At 42.6% G+C, this 21,763-nt stretch carries 21 protein-coding genes; 11 read left to right on the top strand and 10 right to left on the bottom strand.

The genetic code is table 11. The features are described from left to right. Positions 1 to 239: 239 nt before the first annotated feature. The 5 genes from serB (at position 240) to hemJ (ending at position 5,613) form a co-directional block, all read left to right on the top strand. Entirely contained in the window at positions 240 to 1,343 is a 1,104-nt protein-coding gene (gene serB / locus LU276_RS02445; protein ID WP_284674097.1) for a phosphoserine phosphatase SerB, read from the top strand. 186 nt (positions 1,344 to 1,529) lie between these two features. Beyond that, a complete protein-coding gene (locus LU276_RS02440) occupies positions 1,530 to 2,009 on the top strand; it encodes a hypothetical protein (protein WP_284674096.1) in 480 nt (159 codons plus the stop codon). Positions 2,010 to 2,141: 132 nt separating this feature from the next. Continuing rightward, the gene (gene bioB, locus LU276_RS02435) at positions 2,142 to 3,194 is read left to right on the top strand and encodes a biotin synthase BioB (RefSeq protein WP_284674095.1); all 1,053 of its coding nucleotides are present in this window, start codon (positions 2,142 to 2,144) and stop codon (positions 3,192 to 3,194) included. Between the two features lie 54 nt (positions 3,195 to 3,248). Next, positions 3,249 to 5,090 (top strand): autotransporter domain-containing protein, encoded by a 1,842-nt coding sequence (locus LU276_RS02430; RefSeq protein ID WP_284674094.1) that lies wholly within the window; start codon positions 3,249 to 3,251, stop codon positions 5,088 to 5,090. Positions 5,091 to 5,187: 97 nt separating this feature from the next. Next, complete coding sequence (gene hemJ / locus LU276_RS02425; RefSeq protein ID WP_284674093.1) at positions 5,188 to 5,613, top strand: protoporphyrinogen oxidase HemJ; 426 nt, start codon at positions 5,188 to 5,190, stop codon at positions 5,611 to 5,613. A 30-nt stretch (positions 5,614 to 5,643) separates the two neighbouring features. On the opposite strand, the gene LU276_RS02420 is transcribed toward hemJ, so the two are convergent. The 6 genes from LU276_RS02420 to LU276_RS02395 form a co-directional block, all read right to left on the bottom strand. Next, a complete protein-coding gene (locus LU276_RS02420; RefSeq protein ID WP_284674092.1) occupies positions 5,644 to 6,102 on the bottom strand; it encodes a hypothetical protein in 459 nt (152 codons plus the stop codon). Next, positions 6,102 to 6,818 (bottom strand): ribonuclease PH, encoded by a 717-nt coding sequence (gene rph / locus LU276_RS02415; protein ID WP_284674091.1) that lies wholly within the window; start codon positions 6,816 to 6,818, stop codon positions 6,102 to 6,104. Before rph ends, LU276_RS02420 begins: the two co-directional genes overlap by 1 nt. A 132-nt stretch (positions 6,819 to 6,950) precedes the next feature. Next, positions 6,951 to 8,660, bottom strand: coding sequence for an AMP-binding protein (locus tag LU276_RS02410; protein ID WP_284674090.1), 1,710 nt, complete (start codon positions 8,658 to 8,660; stop codon positions 6,951 to 6,953). Positions 8,661 to 8,829: 169 nt separating this feature from the next. Further along, positions 8,830 to 9,576 (bottom strand): sulfite exporter TauE/SafE family protein, encoded by a 747-nt coding sequence (locus tag LU276_RS02405; protein ID WP_284674089.1) that lies wholly within the window; start codon positions 9,574 to 9,576, stop codon positions 8,830 to 8,832. 19 nt (positions 9,577 to 9,595) lie between these two features. Next, complete coding sequence (coaBC, locus tag LU276_RS02400; RefSeq protein ID WP_284674088.1) at positions 9,596 to 10,882, bottom strand: bifunctional phosphopantothenoylcysteine decarboxylase/phosphopantothenate--cysteine ligase CoaBC; 1,287 nt, start codon at positions 10,880 to 10,882, stop codon at positions 9,596 to 9,598. A gap of 140 nt (positions 10,883 to 11,022) precedes the next feature. Then, positions 11,023 to 11,163: a hypothetical protein gene (locus LU276_RS02395; protein WP_284674087.1), complete on the bottom strand. Its 141-nt coding sequence runs from the start codon at positions 11,161 to 11,163 to the stop codon at positions 11,023 to 11,025. 124 nt (positions 11,164 to 11,287) lie between these two features. On the opposite strand from LU276_RS02395, the gene nhaA reads away from it, so the two are divergent. Then, entirely contained in the window at positions 11,288 to 12,511 is a 1,224-nt protein-coding gene (gene nhaA / locus LU276_RS02390) for a Na+/H+ antiporter NhaA (RefSeq protein WP_284674086.1), read from the top strand. 178 nt (positions 12,512 to 12,689) lie between these two features. Here the strand turns inward: nhaA and LU276_RS02385 are convergent, their stop codons facing one another. Continuing rightward, on the bottom strand, positions 12,690 to 13,301 hold the full coding sequence (locus LU276_RS02385) for a TetR/AcrR family transcriptional regulator (RefSeq protein ID WP_284674085.1): 612 nt from the start codon (positions 13,299 to 13,301) through the stop codon (positions 12,690 to 12,692). A gap of 355 nt (positions 13,302 to 13,656) precedes the next feature. On the opposite strand from LU276_RS02385, the gene LU276_RS02380 reads away from it, so the two are divergent. From LU276_RS02380 to LU276_RS02360, 5 genes are all read left to right on the top strand, one after another. Beyond that, positions 13,657 to 14,838, top strand: coding sequence for an acyl-CoA desaturase (locus tag LU276_RS02380; protein ID WP_284674084.1), 1,182 nt, complete (start codon positions 13,657 to 13,659; stop codon positions 14,836 to 14,838). A 95-nt stretch (positions 14,839 to 14,933) separates the two neighbouring features. Then, positions 14,934 to 16,394, top strand: coding sequence for a protein adenylyltransferase SelO family protein (locus LU276_RS02375; protein ID WP_284674083.1), 1,461 nt, complete (start codon positions 14,934 to 14,936; stop codon positions 16,392 to 16,394). 18 nt (positions 16,395 to 16,412) lie between these two features. Beyond that, positions 16,413 to 16,535, top strand: a complete 123-nt coding sequence (locus LU276_RS02370; RefSeq protein WP_284674082.1) for a hypothetical protein — start codon at positions 16,413 to 16,415, stop codon at positions 16,533 to 16,535. A 55-nt stretch (positions 16,536 to 16,590) separates the two neighbouring features. Continuing rightward, positions 16,591 to 16,779, top strand: a complete 189-nt coding sequence (gene ccoS, locus LU276_RS02365) for a cbb3-type cytochrome oxidase assembly protein CcoS (RefSeq protein WP_284674081.1) — start codon at positions 16,591 to 16,593, stop codon at positions 16,777 to 16,779. A gap of 19 nt (positions 16,780 to 16,798) precedes the next feature. After that, positions 16,799 to 17,641, top strand: a complete 843-nt coding sequence (locus LU276_RS02360; RefSeq protein WP_284674080.1) for a sulfite exporter TauE/SafE family protein — start codon at positions 16,799 to 16,801, stop codon at positions 17,639 to 17,641. A gap of 279 nt (positions 17,642 to 17,920) precedes the next feature. Here LU276_RS02360 and gdhA read toward each other — a convergent pair whose 3' ends face one another. From gdhA to LU276_RS02345, 3 genes are all read right to left on the bottom strand, one after another. Further along, positions 17,921 to 19,261 carry an NADP-specific glutamate dehydrogenase gene (gene gdhA, locus LU276_RS02355; RefSeq protein WP_284674079.1) on the bottom strand — a complete coding sequence of 447 codons (1,341 nt, stop codon included), beginning with the start codon at positions 19,259 to 19,261 and terminating at the stop codon, positions 17,921 to 17,923. Positions 19,262 to 19,508: 247 nt separating this feature from the next. After that, a complete protein-coding gene (locus LU276_RS02350) occupies positions 19,509 to 20,960 on the bottom strand; it encodes a C13 family peptidase (RefSeq protein ID WP_284674078.1) in 1,452 nt (483 codons plus the stop codon). Positions 20,961 to 21,208: 248 nt separating this feature from the next. Further along, positions 21,209 to 21,700 (bottom strand): flavin reductase family protein, encoded by a 492-nt coding sequence (locus LU276_RS02345; RefSeq protein WP_284674077.1) that lies wholly within the window; start codon positions 21,698 to 21,700, stop codon positions 21,209 to 21,211. Between the last annotated feature and the right edge of the window lie 63 nt (positions 21,701 to 21,763).

Here is a 21,763-nt window from a genome sequence, read left to right as displayed (position 1 = left end):
AACTTGATGAGAACAACCATTTTACCACGCTTATGCTAAAAATTGCTGCATCTTTAGCTAAAATTTATCTATTTTTGCCAAAAAATCAGTGTTTTTTCTAAAAATACCCAAACAATAACACAATCTTGGTTATATTTTTGATACCAAAGGGTAAAAAGTTTGGAATGGGGGTTGTATTTTTTTTGATATTTGGGCATGATAGCCCATACTCATCACCAAGAAAACAGGGTTATCCATATATGAGCATCACTTACGCCCTACCAAAGCATAGTCAAGCATGGCAAAACGCCCTAAATTCTGTTGCCAATGTACTACCCATAGGCATGAGCATAACTACCGCTCCTTTGGAACAATTACCCATCTTTGCCATCGTGGTCGTTGTCAAGCGTCCGCACGGCAATGTTGATTCGCTCATACAGGCATGGGTGGATACTCAAGCAAACTGGCAAGCCATCATTGTCCATGATGATGAAAACGCCAAAACAAATGCCCATCTCATAGAAGTTCAAGAACCGCTAGCTGATGTTTCTGTTCATCGCTATCTGCTCGCCCAAGCCCAATGTATCCAGATGAGCGATGGCGAACGCAAAGCTGCCACTCATATCATTGATGAACAGCTTAGCACCTACTTGGCAGATAGGCTTGATAATGATGCCGATGTACACATTTTGTCTGTCGGTCAAGTGTTGCACGACCACCGTTTGGCGTGCTTTGACATGGACTCTACCTTAATTGAACAAGAGGTTATCGTTGAGATTGCTAGATTCTGTGGCATTGAGGATAAGGTTTTAGAGATTACCGAGCAGGCAATGCGTGGTGAGATTGATTTTGCAACCAGTTTTGCTCGCCGTGTGGCACTGCTTGAAGGGGTCTTGGCATCGGTCATTGACGAAATCATCGCCAAACGCATTACCTTTAGCTCAGGTGCATACGCCGCCATCAAGGCACTAAAAGCGTTGGGCTATCATACAGTACTGATTTCAGGTGGTTTTACGCCATTTGCCCAATATGTCGCTCAAACGCTCGGCATAGATGAATATCACGCTAACACCCTATCTGTTTTGGGTGATGAATTAACAGGACAAATAGATGACAATATCATTGATGGCAACAAAAAGGCTGCCATCGTTGCTAAGATTGCAAACGCACACTCGCTCGGTATGCACCAAGTGGTCTGCGTTGGCGATGGGGCAAATGATTTACCAATGATGCACATCAGCGATATAGGCATCGCTTATCATGCCAAACCTATTGTTAAAGCCAAAGCTGATGCAGCCATCAATATTACAGGGCTTGAAGGAGTGCTATATGCCTTGGGTCATCGTTTTGATGTACACACTTGATTGATGTACGCTTGACTTGCCCAACTGCACATGTACCACCAAAACCGTCAAATAAAACACAAAAACATAATAATCATGATTTGAATAGCTAGCTTTTCGTGAAAAATTTTTGTTATACTACTTGATGAGTTTTTATCAATTAGCTAATTATTAGCTCTTATTCACTTTTTATTTTTGAGTTTTGATATGTTTATAGTGCCTTTTTTAGATATTAAAGCAGATGCCTTAGATGCCCTACTTGCCACTTTAGGCTTTCGTTTAAGCTCGCTCATTAAAAGCCGTTCAAATGATGAGCTAAATTCTCTCATTGCCGACAAAAATATCAGCATCCAGTTCATCAGCCCAACCGCTGAGCGTTTTTATGAGTTTACACAAAGCTCGTTTAGTCAGTCGCTAGGCAAAACAGACAAAGCGGATTTAACCATTGATTTTAAGGATTCCAACACAGGTGTTAAGCTACTTACCAAAGGTGATATCGCCGCTTTTATGACCGCTGTACAAAATGGCGATGTCAAAATCACAGGAGACTATAAGCTTGTGCTTTGGTTTGCAGGAGTTGCCAAGCACGCCACAAAAATCCCTGATGAATATAAAGGCTATATTGACCAAGTCAAGCCTTATGTTGAGCAGGTTGTTAATGCCATTAAAAGCAAGACTAGTAAATAACTCACCTAATTGATTCATCATAGCAATGATGGCGTCTTTTTTGAATACTTGTTTACTATTTTTATAAAGTTTGTTAGAATAAGGAACATTTGTTTACTGATAAATTTCAGTTTATTTTTGACAGGACTGCTAATGAACAACAACACAGCAATAAGACGCAGTAAAGAAGAGATTGCTCGCCTGTTCGACCTGCCACTCATGGATTTGCTGATGCAGGCTCAAAGTGTACACCGACAGCATTTCAATGCCAATGAAGTACAAATCAGCACCCTACTATCCATCAAAACAGGCAACTGCCCTGAAGACTGTGGCTACTGTTCACAGTCAGGTCATTACCGTGATAAAACAGGGCTTGAAGCTGAAAAACGCCTAGAAGTCCAAAAAGTCATCAATGCTGCAAAACAAGCCAAAGCATCTGGCTCTTCTCGTTTTTGTATGGGTGCCGCTTGGAAGCACCCTTCAACCAAAGACATGCCCTATCTGACCGAACTGATTCGTGAAGTTAAAGCCTTAGGGCTTGAAACCTGCATGACTTTAGGGATGTTACAATCTGAGCAAGCCCAAATGCTTGCTGACGCAGGTCTTGATTATTACAATCACAACCTTGATACCTCTCGCAATTATTACAATCAAGTTACCTCTACTCGCACCTATGATGACCGCTTAAAAACCCTAGACCATGTACGCAAAGCTGGTATCAATGTATGCAGTGGCTCTATCGTGGGCATGGGCGAAAGCCGTGAAGATCGCATTGATTGGATACATGAACTAACCACTATGCCTGTAGCCCCCCAATCCATTCCTGTCAATCTGCTTGTCCCCATCAAAGGCACACCACTTGGCGATAAGGTTCTAGAAGAAGGTCGGTTATCCGTCATTGAATGGATTCGTACGATTGCAGTTACTCGTATTTGCTGCCCAACTAGCTATGTGCGTCTATCGGCAGGGCGTGAAAGCCTAACCGATGGCGAGCAGGCATTAGCATTTATGGCAGGAGCAAACTCGTTCTTTTATGGCGATAAGCTACTGACCACAGGCAATCAGTCCCAAGCCAACGATGATCGACTCATGGCTGAATTAGGACTTATCGCCCAACAACCCAAACCCAAACCCACCATCGTTAATGCCATGACAGGCAAAGATGAATTTCAGGATCTGCCTGAAAACTGTCCGCTATTTGCTTAATCAAAGCTTTATGAGCAAATATTTTTCTTTTTCCACTCAAAGAGATTAAATCCCATGAAAAAATCCACCTTACTTAAACAGTCAGCCCTAGGCTTGACCATATCCCTTGCTCTAAGTACTCATGCACAGCCGTACAGCCAAGTCATTGTATTTGGAGACAGTCTGTCGGACACAGGTAATTTTGCTAAACAAATCAACGATAGTGGCTTAATTGGACTTATCTTTAATACAAAGGCTCAGCCTTCTTTTACCACAAACCCTGATACAACATGGGCTGGCGTACTTGCTCGCTCTTATGGACATACTGCCGAACCTAATGACAACCAAACACTAACAGGAACAAACTATGCTGTTGGTGGTGCTAGAGCAGAATTCGAGGTGGTGCAACCTCTTGGTATTGCCACAAGCCCCTCTGTAAAACAACAAATTGACAGTTATTTTAACAAACATGATAAAGCTGACCCCAAAGCACTTTATGCCGTTTGGATTGGTGCAAATGACCTACTAGAAGCCAGTGATAAAAAACACAGCATCTTAGATTCTATTAAAATTCTACAAGATGCTGCACAGTCTGAAATACAATCAGTCAAGCGTCTAAGCGACTCAGGAGCAAAGCAAATCTTGGTGCCAAATCTACCTGATGTCAGTCTAACTCCTCGTATGATTAATGACCCAAACAAAGCATCTGCCACCATTGCCGCTCAATACTACAACAGCACACTATACACCGGTCTCAATCAAAGCGACGCAAATGTCATTCCTGCCAACACTTTTGCCCTGCTTCAAGAAGCAGTAAGCAACAAAGAGGCTTTTGGCTTTAAACATACCGACACCTACGGATGCAAGCCTATTCATCCACAATTACCATCATCATTAATTTCAGTTACTTGCGACCAAAGCTCTTGGCAGACCCCTACAGCCAATGAAGACTTCGCCTTTGCTGATGAAATTCATCCATCAGGACGCACTCACCATATCTTGGCACAGTATTACCGCTCCATCATTGATGCACCTACTCAAGTGAGCAAACTGCCTCAGCAGATACTTAATACAGGTACCATTAACAATGAGCATCTAAGCCGTCGCCTAAATCGTTTAAATGGTCAAAAACATGGTATATGGGTAGATGCTCTTGCAGGTAGCAATGGTTCGCTTACCACAGGGCTCGACATTGCAGGCGAGCGTAGCCATACAGGAGCATATCTGAGCCATCAAAACCAAGATTATGCCCTATCTAATACCTTAAGTGCAGAGGCTAAGAACATTGGTGTTGGTGTATATCATCGCCATGTATTCAACAATCTATACCTAGGTATGAATGCAGGCATCGATCGCCTAACAGTCAATACCAATCGCCGAATCGCTTGGAAAGGTGAAGCACGCCAGCACAGTGCCAATGCAGCTGCCAGACGCTTCCATGCTGGTATGCAAGCTGGCTATAACATCAGTTTAGACAAAGCAAGCATTCGCCCTTATATTGGTGTTAACACGCAAAAAGTAGCCTTAAACGCACTGACAGAAGACCAACTTGCACTGTCTACCGCCATGAGATTCCATAAGCAAGACATCAACTCCTTGCAAGGTAAGGTTGGCATTGATATGGATTATGTCATCACGCCAAAGGTAACTTTTACAGGTGGAGTAAGCCATACTCACGAGTTTAAGGAAAATGACCGTGTGATCAATGCCGCTCTCACATCAGTGCCTGAATACGCCAAAGGCTTTAACACCACTGTCGTGGGTGATAAAGTTCATACCACAAGTGCCACATTGGGTCTAAAAGGTCAAATCGGTCGCACCCAAATAGGCGTGGGTGCTTATGCTACACATCTAGATGGCAAGCATGGTACAGATACCAATACTGGTGGCTTCATCAGTACCGCATGGGCGTTTTAATAACCTCTTTGAATAATCAACTTTCAAAGTCAAATAAAAAGTGGTATCATGCCACTTTTTATTTTATCTACAATTTTTATATTGCTGATGGCTTCTCATGTTTGACTATATTAAGGCTTTTCATATCATCTCGATGATCTGCTGGTTTGCAGGGATTTTTTATTTACCTCGCCTCTTCGTCTATCACGCCATGAGTGAGGATAGGATAAGCCTAGATCGCTTTGTTGTTATGGAGCGTAAGCTGTATCGTGGGATTATGACTCCTGCAATGATAGCCACATGGGTGCTAGGTCTATCAATGGTCATCATGAATTGGCAGGTGTACAAAACACAAGGCTGGCTACATGCCAAGCTCACACTTGTCATTCTCCTAACCATCTATCACCTGCTATGCGGGCGTTTTCGGATGCGTCTGATGGATAACCCCAAGTTAAAAAGCCATGTCTATTGGCGATGGTTTAATGAGGTTCCTGTTTTTATTCTTGTAGCAGTAGTTGTACTGGTGGTGGTCAAACCATTTTAATTGCCAACCAAACCCATATTTAAAAAACCATCAAGAGGGTGTGCCCATCTTGATGGTTGTTTGTCTGATGGCTATTTTTTGCCCCTCAAGCACCGCTTTGGCAATGACAACTTCTCGTTCATCAGCAAAGCCCACAAAGTGATGGCAGTATCCTTTATCGCAAATGGTTAGCTGGGCTTGGTCAGCCTGTATCCAAGCATTCTCACTTAGCCTAACATTCATGCCATTGATACTAAAGAATCCTTGTTTTATCACAAGCAGACCTTGAGCATGGTATTGTTGCGTCTTGGCGGTATGTTTTTTTTGATTAAAAAAATACATCAGCACCGCCCATAATGCCACCGCACCGATAGCATAAGGAACAGGCATGGTAAAGCAAATCACCGCTACTAGCACCGAACAAAGTAGCATGGCCAATGCCCAAATAAACAAATAATCGCAAGTCTTGCCTATCAGCCTTATTTGCACACCATCTTCTATAACCTGCATCACCAGCCCAATGCCTTTTGCTGTGCATCAATCAGTGTGCGAATACCAGAATATGCCAAAGCAAGCATCTCATTTGCTTCATCAGGCGTAAAGGGCTTTTCTTCTGCCGTCCCTTGAATCTCAATAAAGCCACCCGCCTGCGTCATTACCACATTCAAGTCGGTATCACAAGTTGAGTCTTCACTATAATCCAAATCCAAATAAGCCTGACCATCTTTGATGCCAACAGACACCGCCGCAACCAAGCCTAATAATGGGTCTTGGGTTATTTTTTTGTCTCGTTGCAAAGTCTCTAGGGCATCAATGAGTGCTACCGCCGCCCCTGTAATGCTTGCTGTGCGAGTACCGCCATCTGCCTGAATGACATCGCAGTCAATGTAGATGGTATTTTCTCCCAGTTTTGATAAATCAAGCATCGCACGCAAAGAGCGTCCAATAAGTCTTTGAATCTCTTGGGTGCGTCCAGATTGCTTGCCCTTAGCCGCCTCTCGTTGGGTGCGTGTGCCTGTGGCACGAGGCAACATACCGTACTCAGCTGTCAGCCAACCTTGACCCTGCCCTTTTAGCCAGCGTGGTACGCCCGCTTCAATGCTAGCAGTACACAGCACTTTGGTATCGCCAAAGCATACCAATACCGAACCTTCAGCGTGCTTGGTGTAATTTCTGGTGAATGAGATGGGACGCATTTCATTGAATGCACGGTTATTGTATCGCATGATTTTTACTCATTTTTTATGTTTGTTAATGCAAGGATATTCTATCAAGTTCCGCCCAATAATACAAAACATTATCCAAAGAAAAAGACCCACTTAGGTCTTTTTCTTTAAAACTACATCGCCAATGGCAACTTATTGTTTATTTTGTTCTTCAAGCTTACGCAAATCCTTACGCAAAATCTTACCGACATTTGATTTTGGCAATTCATTGATGAACTCAATGATTTTTGGGCGTTTATAGCCTGTTAGCTGTTCTTTTGCCCATTGTTTGATTTCCTGCTCAGTTAAAGTTTCGTCTTTTTTAACAATATAGGCTTTCACCATTTCACCGCTATACTCATCCGACACACCAATAACCCCACATTCTAGCACTTTTGGATGAGCGGAGATTGCCGCTTCAACTTCGTTTGGATAGACATTGAAGCCAGACACCAAGACCATATCTTTTTTGCGGTCAACAATCTTGATATACCCTTCTTCATCAATAATGCCAATATCGCCTGTGCGGAAAAATCCATCATCAGTCATCACTTTGGCGGTTTCATCATCTCGCTTATAGTAGCCTTTCATGACCTGTGGACCTTTGGCACAGATTTCACCCGGCTCACCAAATGGCACTTCGTTGCCCGCATCATCAAGCAAGCGGATATCTGTGTGTGGCAAAGGAACACCGATTCTGCCGGAATAGCCTGCCGGTGGTGGCGTAACAGTCAGTACAGGCGAAGTCTCTGATAGTCCATAACCTTCGGTGATATAACAACCTGTCATATCTTCCCACGCTTTGGCAGTACTGGGTAAGACAGACATACCCCCTGCAAGACTAAACTTTAAGTTGCTGTGGTCAATATTCTTAAAGCCTTCATGGTTCGTCAGTGCATTAAATAGCGTATTAACGCCCATAAAGAAAGCTGGGCGATAATTGCTGTGCTGTTTGGTTAAGTCGTTAAAATCACGAGCATTTGGAATCAACAATAACGAAAAACCGATACGCATCGCCAACAGGCTCACCATGAAGCAGAATATGTGATAAAGTGGTAGAGCAATCGTTACATATTCGCCTTTTGTTACGCCATTAGGAAATGCCGTTTGCACGAAGTTGCTTGCCTGTCTAACATTGGCAATAATATTGCGATGGGTCAGCATCGCACCTTTGGCCACACCAGTTGTACCACCTGTGTATTGCAACACTGCCACATCATCAAGTTCTAATTGTGGGCGTTTATAATTACTGTGCGGAACTTTGTTTAACGCCTCTTTAAAGCTGACGGCATTATCCAACTGATAGCTTGGTACCATTTTTTTGATGTATTTGACGACCAGATTTACCACCAAGCCTTTTAGACCCAACATATCGCCAATACTGGCGACCACGACATGCTTTACCTGCCTCTTGTTTTTGACATCAGCAAAAGTTTTGGCGAAGTTTTCCAAGATGAATAATACTTTGGTATCGCTATCATTGAGCTGATGCTCAAGCTCATGGCTAGTGTATAACGGATTGACATTGACTAGTGTATAACCTGCACGAATAATACCAAACATCGTGATGAGATATTGTGGCACATTGGGCATCATGACCGCTACTTTATCGCCCTTTTGTAGCCCTAGCGACTGCAAATACGCTGCAATCTTTAAACTTGCTACATCTAACTCGCTATAGGTCATGGACTTATCCATGAAAGTTAGCACATTATTCTCTCTATGAGTGGCGATATACTCCTCAAAACTATCCGCCAACGAATTAATATGTTCTGGTATCTCAAAATCATAATCAACGCCATACTGTTCGTAGGTCTTATACCACAAGCGATCTTTTGGGAGTGCGAAGTTAGATGTCGTCATAATCTATTCCTTTTTCACATGAAGCGGCCGATCTCATTCGACCTATCGGCACAATATTACATAACGCCAAATATTGCGATTAAAATTTTCTAATAAAATACACCATTTTTTTGGATTTGCCAATCAATTTTTATGTTTTGTGAAAGACCCACACCAAAATAATCCGCCACTAAGATAACCATAGCATTTGCACCGCTTGATAACCAACTTTTATGCCAAGTAGCAACAAAATCACCAAAGTCAATAAGCGAAATTTTTCTTTGGGTAAACAACTGCCAAGCCGTCCACCAAGCACAATCCCTACCACAGACAACACCGTTAAGAAAGCAATCACAACCCAAGTTTGGCTTGGCACGCTCATGATGGCATCTTTTAAAATGATGGCTTGTACTAGTTTATTAACAAAATAGCATAGATTGCCTAGCTTGATGATGGTAAATTTATCATCACTGATGGATAATAAGTACATCAATAACACCGATGACATGGCGTTGGTCGCCCCACCAATCACACCTGCAACCAGACCAATTATCATCAATGATACTAGGTTATTAGGCAGAACGATTTTTTTACCCAAAAGACTCATGATGGCGTACCACAGCACCGCAGCGGCCAAAGTCAACATCAGATATGCTGAGTTCATAATAAGTAGCAGATACACACCCAAAGCACTACCAATCACCGAAACAACAATCAACATCCAGTATTTTCTAAGGTAATGGCTAAAGTTATGCCAAATACTACCATTGCCAAACAGCCATGCAATTAGGTTTAACACCGTTGTTGGTATCAGCACAATGATAATCGCTTCTGCCAAACCATAAGGCGAGCTTAATGCACCAATAGTAATGAGCGGAAAACCCATGCCTGCAATACCAGCAATAATGACGCCACCAAAAATAAGGCGATCAACCACACCTCCAGCGTCAAGGTTTTCATACTATCATGCTCTTAGCTTGGCTTTGTTGATTAAATTGGGCTTGTTTTAACAGCATTGTTTCACCAATCATCAAAACAAGCTGAGCTGCGATATCATCTTTGCTTGCCTTAGCAAGTAGTCTTTTGTCTTTGGCGTAGGCTTGAGCAAAAAACACCGTCATGGCATTATCATCTGCACCAAAGCCAATGGAAGTATCTGACACATCGTTTACCGCTATCATGTCCAAGTTTTTACTGACAAGCTTGGATTTGGCATAATTTTCGGTATCTTGAGTCTCAGCAGCAAACCCAACCATAAAAGCACGGGGGAATTCTTTGGCAATAGTGGCAAGCACATCAGGATTTTTGACAAGCTCTAAGACCAGAGCGTCATTATCAGCATTTTTTTTGATTTTTTGGGTAGCGACAGTTTTGACTTTATAATCAGCAACGGCAGCGGTGGCGATAAAGATGGTATCGCCATCATCACGCATCACACTTTGACAAGCAACCAACAGCTCATCTGCCGTTGTGATGGTGATTTTATCCGCACCTATTGGCGTGGGCAGATGAACCGATTTACCTGCAATAATAATAACCTTTGCACCCATATCCAGACAGGCACGAGCGATGGCATAGCCCATTTTTCCTGTAGAATGGTTGGATAGGTAACGCACAGGGTCAATGGATTCTACTGTCGCCCCTGCGGTGATAACAACGGTCTTGCCTGTCAAATTTTGGGGTATTGAACAACGACGCAAATAACCCAAAATTCGCTCGCACAAATCTTCAGGTTCGGGCAATCTGCCAGCTCCCACATCGCCACACGCCTGCTCGCCACTGTCAGGATTTAGGATTATATGACCAAATTTTTGTAATTTATGCAGATTTTCTTGGACGACTTTTTGTCCATACATCGCCTGATTCATCGCAGGGGCAATCAAAATTGGTGCGGTAGTTGCCAAGCACACCGTACCCACCAAATCATCTGCTAAGCCACCAGCCAGTTTACCAATCATATTGGCTGTAGCAGGGGCAATCACCACCACATCTGCCCACTTGGCAAGCTCAATATGCCCCATGCCTCGCTCTGCTTGCTCATCAAGTAGCTGAGTATGCACCTCTTGACCCGTCAATGCCTGCAAAGTTAAAGGCGTGATGAACTGGCACGCCGCATCAGTCATCATGACACGCACATTGCACCCCGCCTTCATGAGCAAGCGAGCAAGAGCAGCAGATTTATAAGCGGCGACACCACCTGTGATGGCAAGGAGTATATTTTTGGTCTGGAAGGCGTGATTCATTATAAGAGATGTAAAGGTTAAAAATAGTGCATATTTTAGCACAGATTAGGCGTGGGTGTGGAACGCTTTTGCCCTACCTAGTATGATTGATGTTTTATCTAGCCTGTCCTATTTTTTAATACCAATAAAATATTAGGTCATCAGACCAGTTGTAATTTTAGTAGCCCAACCAACAAGCTGACGGTTTTTATTGCCAAGTTAATAACGCAATCAGTTGGCAAATGCTCAATATCGCTCGCCGTGATTTTGCCATAGACGCCATCAAATTCTAGTCTACTCATCAAAAGCATAAAATGATATTTTTTATAATTTTTTACGCAAAATATCATAAAAGACCTTTAGCCCCATCAGTTTTTATGATATATTTCTAAGATTGTTTATTTTTTAGTCAAGAGAATAATACTTATGCCAATGAACCGAATTAAAGCATTTTTTGAATTAGAAGCCGCTGGAGGCATTGTGTTGGCGGTCGCTGCTATCTTGGCAATGATTGTCGCTAACTCACCCTTGTATGACTTTTATAACAGCTTTATTCATGCCCCCGTTGTGGTTCAGATTGGCGAATTTAGCATCAATAAAGATGCCCATCATTGGATTAACGATGGACTAATGGCAGTCTTTTTCTTTTTGGTGGGGCTAGAGCTAAAGCGAGAAGCCCTCATTGGCGAGCTGTCTGATGTCAAGCAGATTATCCTGCCTGCCTTATGTGCAGTAGGTGGTATGATAGCTCCCGCCTTAGTTTATACAGGACTAAATCACGGTAATGCCATTGCCATGCAAGGCTGGGCGATTCCAACTGCCACCGACATTGCCTTTGCTATCGGCGTATTAAGCCTACTTGGTAACCGAGTACCCAACGCCCTAAAAGTATTTTTGGTATCCATCGCCATTTTTGATGACTTGGGGGCAATCATTATCATCGCACTATTTTACACCTCCGAGCTGTCCTTGGTTTCGCTAGGTATTGCGGCTGTTTGTCTGCCGTTTTTATTCATCTTAAACCGCCTTAATGTTGTGCGTTTAACGCCCTATCTACTGATCGGTGCGGTGTTGTGGGCTGCAATGTTAAAATCAGGCGTACACGCAACATTGGCAGGGGTGTTGTTGGCACTCTTTATCCCACTTCGCAATAAAAAAGACCCAGAACACTCGCCATTAGAAGAGCTAGAGCACGACTTGCACAACACCGTTGCCTTTGGTATCTTGCCACTATTTGCTTTTGCCAATGCAGGTATTTCTCTTGCCGGTACGAATTTAGATAGTCTTATTCATGGTGTGCCGTTAGGTATTGCACTAGGTCTATTTGTCGGCAAGCAAATTGGCGTTATGCTACCTGTACTCTTGGTGGTAAAATTAGGCTTAGTACAACTACCCAAAGGGACAAATCTTAAACAGATATATGGGGTATCACTGCTGTGCGGTATCGGCTTTACCATGTCGCTATTCATATCGGGTCTTGCCTTTGGTGGCATTCCTGAAGATTACGACCCACGATTAGGCATCATCTTAGGTTCGCTCATCTCTGGTGTTGCAGGCTACATGATGTTAAGAGCCAATATTAAAGATACCGATCACCCAATCCTTGCTAAAAATGACGGTATGTACCTAGGAACCAGTGAGCAATCTTGATGATGAAGCAATATCAATCTAGACTTACCGACTTTTAGCGTGTCAAAAACCATCCTTATAAATAAACACAAACAACCCATGACTGGCGTCAGCATCAACAATCATGCTGACGCCATTTTTGTCAAAATATCAAAAACAAAGCCTGCCAAAGCAAGCATGATGACAAGCGTCAGACTCATCAATCAGCACGATCAAGTGGATACAGTTTTGGTAAATCAAGCAGTTGTTGCACAAGAGCATATTTTAAAGTCTCCCTACTACCCAAATACCGCTGATAAAAACTTGAATTGAGCAATCCTGCACCGCCTTGACCGACCGCCCAAATGCTCGCCACATAATCTCGCACCGTCATCGCACTTTTTTGTTCCTTTAGATACTGTTCAGCGATTTCAAGCAGTCTTTTCATGCGTTCACGGCGGATACGATATAGCTCGGCAAATATCTTATTAAGCCCTGACGATGTACCCGCCAGACGCTCTTCAATATGGTTAAACAGCATCGCTCGTTGTGGCAGTCGTAGTTGTTGTAATACCATGCGAGCAACGCCTGCTGCCGCCCCATCTTGGGTCTGATTCATGGCGAATAGCCGTTTTTCATGGTCAATGAGAATCCTAAGTAACAGTTCATCTTTACTGGCAAAATGCTTGTACAGTGTGCCTTTTGCCAAATCCAAATGCCACGCTAAGCTATCTAATGTCAAATCGCCTTCGCCTGATTCTAAGATGAGTTGCTCAGCAGCTTGCAGGATTTTAGTTTCCCTAATTTCAAATAATTCCTTGCGATTTGACATATCAGTCCTTACAAAATTAAACCAAGTAGCTGCCTGCATCAACCAGTTAGTAAATACAATCTCTACAATGCCCAAAAGCGTCTGTTGTCTAGCAAGCAAGCTAACAAAAAATTATAACAAACTCACACCACAAAAAACACCAATTTCACCAAAAACTTCTTAAAAATTCATCGAAAAACTCTCAAAAGCCACCGCCAATCAAAATTTACGATATGATTGATAAAATCAATAATAACATTTATAAAGTTCAGTTAATTTAATGTGAATAAATGTTCACTTTTTTAAAAAATTAGGCTACAATATAATAATATTACTAACCATCATTCCAGTCTATTTTGACCAACAGGACCCCAACATGAGCGTCGAAAGAAATCCGCAAGCCTTTGAGAACGCCCCCATCAACTGGGTGCCAGCCATTGTCTTGCTATCAACCCCGCTGCTTGCCATCGTACTTGTGCCTTGGTATCTGTGGACACATGGTGTCAATCCTGCCGTTTGGACAGCTTTTGCTTTCTTTATGGCGTGGACAGGGCTATCCATTACAGCAGGTTATCATCGCCTATGGGCACACAAATCCTATGAGGCACACCCCATCATCAAATACTTCTTGTTGCTTGGGGCAACCTTAGCTGTACAGAGTTCAGCCTTTGACTGGTGTTCTGGACACAGAACTCATCATCGTCATGTTGACGATGAGTATGATGACCCATACTCATCACAGCGTGGTTTTTGGTTTAGCCATATGAATTGGATGCTTCGTAAATATCCAAGCGGTCAATACGACTACAAAAATATTCCCGACCTTAAAAAAGATAAACTACTACAACTTCAGCATAAATATTATGGCATCTGGGTAATCTTAACCAATATCGTGGTGGTTGGTTTGGCAGGTATATTGACGGGCGATATGCTTGGCACTTTTTTAATTGCAGGTCTGCTTCGTATGGTGCTAACTCATCACTTCACCTTTTTTATCAACTCGCTGTGCCATATGTTTGGCAGCAGACCATATACTGATGAAAACACCGCACGAGACAACCCAATTCTTGCCATCTTTACTTGGGGTGAAGGTTATCATAACTACCATCATTACTTTCAATATGACTATCGCAATGGCGTAAAATGGTGGCAATACGACCCAACCAAATGGTTCATCAGCATGCTACACAAAGTCGGACTTGCCAAAGACCTAAAACGAGTTGATGATGTAACCATCAAGCACGCCGAAGTCATCATGCAGTTCAAGCGTGCCCAAGCTCGCATTGAAAAAAGCAACGAAAAGAGTCTAGATGATCGCCTGCTTGCCTTTAAAGAACGCATCAGTGCCGAATATGATGCGTTCACCCAAACGGTAGAAGAATGGCACGCTCTAAAAGCAAAATCTGTTGAACTTAAGCGTACCGAATTTGTCAATCGTCTGCATGAAGCCGATGAGAAATTAAAGGAACAATTTGCTCAAGTAGAAGCCAAAATCTTGGCACACAGTGAACGCATTGAGAATGCTTACTTGCAGTTAAAAGGTAAATCGGTCCAATAAGTACCAACATCGTTTTTCTCCTTACCCTTTGTTCAATGACAAAGGGTTTTTTATGGCTGTTTGTGATACAATGGGCTAAATTAACGAGCATACCCATGAAATACCATCATCATTATCTCACTCTAGACCCCATCTTATACCACAGGCAAGCCGCCCTACCGCTAGAAAATCCCTTACTGGTGCATTTTAATCATGACTTGTATGAGCGTATTTTTGATATTCCCTTTGACGCACTTGATTGGCAAGGCATCATTGGTGGAGATAATAATGCTTTTGCTGATGAGTTTTGTCCATTGGCGATGGTTTATGCAGGACATCAGTTTGGACAATGGGCAGGACAGCTTGGCGATGGACGAGGTCTATTACTCACTCAAGTTATTAATAAAGATGGCAAACTCACCGACCTGCACTTAAAGGGTTCAGGACGCACGCCTTTTTCTCGCTTTGGTGATGGGCGAGCGATGGTCGATAGTACCGTGCGTGAGTATCTAGGCGGTCATGCCCTATCTAGCCTAGGCATCAAAAGTTCAAACGCTTTAGGTTTTGTTGTCTCAGACACGCTGATTGCTCGCATACAGATGGTCAAAGCCGCAAGCCTGCTACGAGTCAATGATTGCCATGTGCGTTTTGGGCATTTTGAATGGATTGCAGCATACCAGCCTAAGCTATTTAGCGAATTTACCTACGAGATGCTTGCAACTTATTATCCACATTTACCCAAAAATGACCTTGATGAATTTTTAAAACAGGTTTGTCAAAATACCGCCAAGCTCATCGCCCATTGGCAGCTTATCGGCTTTAGTCATGGTGTGATGAACACAGACAACCTAAACATTACAGGCTCAACACTAGACTTTGGTCCTTTTGGCATGATGGAGCGGTTTAACCCAACTTGGATCAATAACCACTCCGACCATCATGGTCGCTATACCTATCAAAACCAACCAACCATTGGGCATTGGAATTTACAAAAATGGCTATCTTGCTTTGCCTTGCTGTCAATAAAACAAGAAACCATGATGGCAAGCCTGGATAGTTACCAAGAGACTTTTTATCATACTTATAATGAAGGGATATGCAAAAAATTAGGACTGCCTCATCGCCAAGACAGCGTCAATCTTGCCTATGAATTTGTAAGTCTCTTAAAAACTTATGAACTTGATTATACCAACAGTTTTCGGGCACTCATTGCCCTAGTGGATAATATGCCATCGCCACACGAGCAAGCACTATTAGACACACTCACAGCAGAGATAGACGCTCAAGATGGTCAAACTTCATGGATGGATTGGACGACAAGATACATACAGCTCATCGAACACACCACAAATAAAACAGATGCCACCTGTCTTATGAAACAAACCAATCCTGTGTACATACTTAGAAATAGTATGGCACAAGACGCAATAGATGCCGTGCTAGCAGGGGATTTTGGCGAGATTGGGCGGTTATTTCAGCTACTAAAGACACCATTTACGGTGCAAGATATTGCCAAACCCAGTGATACACTGCCCACACAACAGCACGATATGCTACCCATCAGCTGTATGTCTTGATAAATGCAATCAACAATCATGGCAATGCAACCAAAACCATTAAAAGCCTGCACCATCTGCCATGTGCCATTGTGGTCGCCCAGTAAAAAATCACTCATAAGCAAGCTCTTTATTGGTAATACCTGCCATAGTATGTTATAATAAAGCCATATCATGATGATTGGCAGTTTGTCATCAATTTATAACAAGGATTATTATGCCTAGTATCTACTTGCTCATTCCTTTAAGTCTTATCTTGTTCATTGTGGCGATTTGGGCGATTTGGTACGCTGTGAAATCCAATCAGTTTGAAGACCTAGACAACGCACCAGAACAGATTATCTTAGATGACAGGCAAGCACGCCGAAAATCCCTAGCCAACAATCCAAACAACCATGTAAATTAACATATCCTGAAGGTGGTTCATGACAGCTTCTTTATTACTGGCAGCCCTTGCTATGGGCTTTTTTGGTTCGCCACATTGCTTGGGTATGTGTGGTGGTATTGTTACTGCATTTGGCATCTCAATGCGACATCTTTCACCCGCCAAAAGAAGACTTTTGGTTGCCACTTATCATCTTGGCAGACTGACCAGTTATATGGCATTGGGCGTGTTGGCAACGCTTATAGGTAGCCAGCTCATTGCACCATTTTTAACAAATAACGCCATGCCACGAATTTTGCTTGGAGCGGCTCTCATCTTTGCTGCCCTGCTCATGCTTGGCTTACCTGCTTTAAACCGCCTTGAAAAATTAGGTCTAGGACTATGGAACAAACTTGCTCCAGTGCGTCAAAAGGTCTTGCCCATTGATAGTCCTTCTAAGGCATTTTTAGCAGGAATATTGTGGGGGTTTTTGCCTTGTGGTTTAGTGTATGGTGCATTGGTTATGGCGGTCAGCATATCAAGCCTACATACCCATGCTTTGGTTGGTGCGACATTCATGCTATTTTTTGGCTTAGGTTCACTGCCGATGCTTATCGCTACTGATAGCATACTTGCCTTTTTGCAAAAAACGGTAAAAAAATTCAACCTACGCAAGTTCAGTGGTGCATTAATGCTAATATCAGGGATTTTGGTTGCTTTATCGCCCACCATCATGCACATGATGCACGGACACGACCACACTGGGCATGGTCATTTCGTTGGCAACCACCAACATCATATTCACAATCATCACACCGAGCATAGCTTTACTGAACACCATCACACGCAAGACAATCACAGCCATACCCAACATCAAAATCACAGCTCGCATCACACACATTAAATATCATAAATCATCATTGCCCAAGAATTAAATCAACCAATCACCCCAACTTCTGATGCCTTTTGGTTGGGGTGAGCTCTTGGTAAAGCCATCTTTTGCTTTAGTTTGATTCAATCATGCCACCAAGATTATAATTCTTCACAGATAATCCGTCATAAATCATGCCTTATAACAGATGATTATATGTTGTCATAAAAAACACCCCAAAGGCATCTGGCTTTTGGGGTGTTTATTTTAGTAAAACTTGTTAATAGTATTTATTCATTAACAAAAGAGCGATTATAGATAACCGTAAGCCACAAGTGCATTGGCAACTTGGGTAAAGCCTGCCACATTAGCACCTGTCATATAGTCAATCGCACCTTCGGTTGTGCCGTACTCTTCAGCAGCAGCCTTGGCACTTTCATGAATATTTTTCATGATTTTTTGAAGTTCCAAATCCAAATCCTCAAAAGACTTGTACTTACGCACTGAGTTTTGGCTCATCTCAAGACCAGATACCGCCACACCGCCAGCATTGGCAGCTTTACCAGGAGCATAAGCGATGCCATTGTCACGCACAATATCAATCGCTTCGGCTGTCAGTGGCATATTTGCACCTTCGCCAACATATTTGACGCCATGCTTCACAAGGGCTTTGGCATTGTCAGCATTAACTTCGTTTTGGGTGGCACAAGGCAGAGCCACTTCAGCATCAAACTGCCAAGGCTTTTGACCTTCTAACCACTCGCCACCAAACTCTGATACATAGTCAGCCAAAGCTTTGCCATTTTCTTTGTGAGCTTTAACCCAGTCAATCTTCTCTTGGGTGAAGCCATCTTTATCAACGAGCGTGCCTTTTGAGTCAGAGAAAGTGATGACTTTACCACCCAAGTGTAGGCATTTTTCGGCAGCGTACTGTGCCACATTACCCGCACCTGATACTAGGACGGTTTTGCCTTCTAGGCTATCGTTGTTGACTTTTAGCATATTATCAAGGAAGTAAACAAGTCCATAACCTGTCGCCTCAGTACGAATGAGCGAACCACCATGACCTACGCCTTTACCAGTTAGCACCCCCTCAAACTCACGAGTTAGGTTTTTGTACATCGCAAACATATAGTTCACTTCACGACCGCCCACACCGATATCGCCTGCAGGCACATCCATATCTTTGCCGACATTTTTATGAAGCTCACGCATGAATGCGTAGCAAAAACGGCGGATCTCAGCCTCGCTCTTGCCTTTAGGGTCAAAGTCTGAACCACCCTTAGCACCACCCATTGGCAAACCAGTTAGGGCATTTTTGAAAATTTGCTCAAAACCTAAGAATTTTAGAGTGCCTTCGGTTACGGTCGGGTGGAAACGGATACCGCCTTTATAAGGACCGATGGCATTGCTAAACTGTACACGCCAGCCACGGTTTACTTGAATCTCACCCTTATCGTTTTCCCAGTTTACACGGAATGAGATGATACGATCAGGCTCACATAGGCGTTCAAATACCTGCAAGGCTTCGTATTTTGGGTTATCGCCATAGACCTTCTCGATAGTCATGGCAACTTCTTTAACAGCTTGGATAAATTCTGGCTGATGAGCGTAGTTTTGCTCAATTTTAGCGATAGTAGCTTGAATAGTCATGGCAATCTTCCTATGTTGACAATAAAAAATATTTTATTAATAGAAATTCATAATTTCTGTTAATGCCTTTATTAGCAAGGATAATATAATCAAAAATTAAATAAAATGCAAACATTATTCACAATTTTTTATACATATATCTGAATTTATGATATATATCAACTCATCAATTAGTTTTATCAAATATATACTTTAATCATTCCAAAGAGTTAATCCATAAAAAACCCTGCCATTAGGCAGGATTTTTTTATTTAACAATCTCTAGGTGATCAAACTTAGGCAACTTTACACTTAGGCTATTGGTGCGATCAAACAATGTTTTTTCAAGCTCAGGTAAAGCGATTTGCATCATCGCTCCCATCACCATTTGCGGTTCAGATGGCTCAAATCCCATGAGTGCTTCTCGCTCGCCAATACGGCGACGAGCCTGAGAGAATGCTCCAGTTAACGTCGTTTGTTCACGCATACTCTCTGCAAAAAATGCTCGACCAAAATAAGTCATGTCAGCGTCATTGCTACAACCAAAAGATGCACGATCAGGTCGGCTGGCGGTAATGATGGCGGTAGTCGGACTTGATAAAGCCTGAATGAACGACCCTGAATAGCACGATGACACCACAATAACACGCCAGCGAATACCTGATGCATCAAGTGCTCCACGAAGCCACACAGGATCAATGGAGTCAAGCGTCAAAGGAGGGTTAGTCATCACCAAATCCCCCAATATACTACCTGATTCATCAACCGCCCCATGTGAACTTAATGTCAAAAATAGCACATCTTCATTAGGATTCATCTTTGTGCCGATATTCTTTAGCGACTGAGCCAAACTTGTGCGACTGGCGATGGGATGAGTATCCCAAGTGTACAAGTTGTTAATCAGCATGAGTGCACGATCTTTTACCCCAAAACGAGCTTCAAACAGCTGATGTGCTTGTTCAATTTCTTTGGCAAAGACATTTTGTTCTGCATAACCTGCCACCCCCACAAAATACCACTCACTCTTACCCTTAACCCCCTTGGCGATGGCAGATAGCTTTTGCTCCAGCAGTGCTGACTGCTCATAGAACTGCTGCTCACTTAGCGTTGGTACAACTTCCTTAACCTTAAAAATCGGTTGGTCGGCGGTGTTTTTTTGCCAGACAATCAGTAATGCTACCGCACCAGCAATCATCAACAGTCGCTCCCACCACTGCCAATGTAGCTTTTTGGCAAAAATCCACAACAACGATGCCGTCTGCCATACAAACAGCAACATGAATAAATTAGGCAAAATACCATATAAAGATGATGGCAACAGACCCTTAATATCCAAAAATTGGATGGCACTTTGTGATAACACAAGCATCGTATCAGCAGTCAGCCACAAAATCACAGGCACAAACAATAACGAATAGTTCATCGTGCGTTTTGCCAAAATGATGCCTGCCACCAAGATAATGACTGGCCAAATCAGATAACTGATGAGTCCTTGTTCATTAAAATAGCCACTTTCATGTGCCGACAAGTAGCCAAACAAAATGTTTGACCCTGAAGCTGTCAATAAGAATAATATAAACTGCCCAAAAGTTGGCTTAACCAGCGAAAATGCACGAGTACTACCAACCAGCATTTTTAATGCAGCTAAGATATTAGAATATAGACTGGCAAAGAACCCTGGTAAGGATTCAAATTTTAAAGATGATTCAGATAACGGCAAGGCGAACTCTTTTTTAAGGTTAGTGGGTGGATTGATGATTAACGATACATCTACCAAACAGCCTATTTTCTCAAAATAGCATCATCTAAGCAAGATAAATTTATCAACACCTTAAATCAGCTCAACAAGATAACAACCCATACTGAGTGATTGCAGTAAACATAAGTTGATTGCCAATAAAAAAGCAGGCATAAAAAAGAGCGAACAGATTCGCCCTTTTGTGCAATTTCATCAATAAATACATCAATCTATAATGCCGTCTGTGGGGCAACTTGATGGTATCCACGCTCATAGTAAGTTAACGCCTCATTACTATCGCCATGCTTGATTGCCACAATTTCACAAATCAAGATGCCGTGCGTGCCTACTTCCTTAATTTCACGAATCTTACAATCAAAACCAATGAGAGCTTCTTCCAAAAGTGGCGAACCTGTTGCCAAAGTCGTCCAACTGGCAGTAGCAAATCTCTCTTCTGCACTCAACGAAGATGCAAAGGCGTTGGATAAATGCGACTGCTTGGCAGTTAGCGTATTGACCATCAGTACGCCATTTTTGACAAAGTCCTCATAAAAGCGAATGCTTGTATTCATACACACAAGAAGCGTGGGTGGTGAGTCGGTAACGCTTGCTACTGCCGATGCAGTAAAGCCGTAGCGACCATGTTCGCCATCAGTGGTTACGACATGCACGGCAGTGGCTAGCTTTGCCATCGCATCTTTAAAATCTGTTACAGATACCATGTTAATTCTTAAAATCTAATCAGTGTTTATCAAAGTAAACATAAGGTGCGACATGCACACCTT

Origin of the sequence: Moraxella haemolytica (assembly GCF_030177935.1) — a bacterium.
GTDB lineage: Bacteria > Pseudomonadota > Gammaproteobacteria > Pseudomonadales > Moraxellaceae > Moraxella > Moraxella haemolytica.
This window is presented reverse-complemented; position numbering and strand designations above follow the sequence as displayed.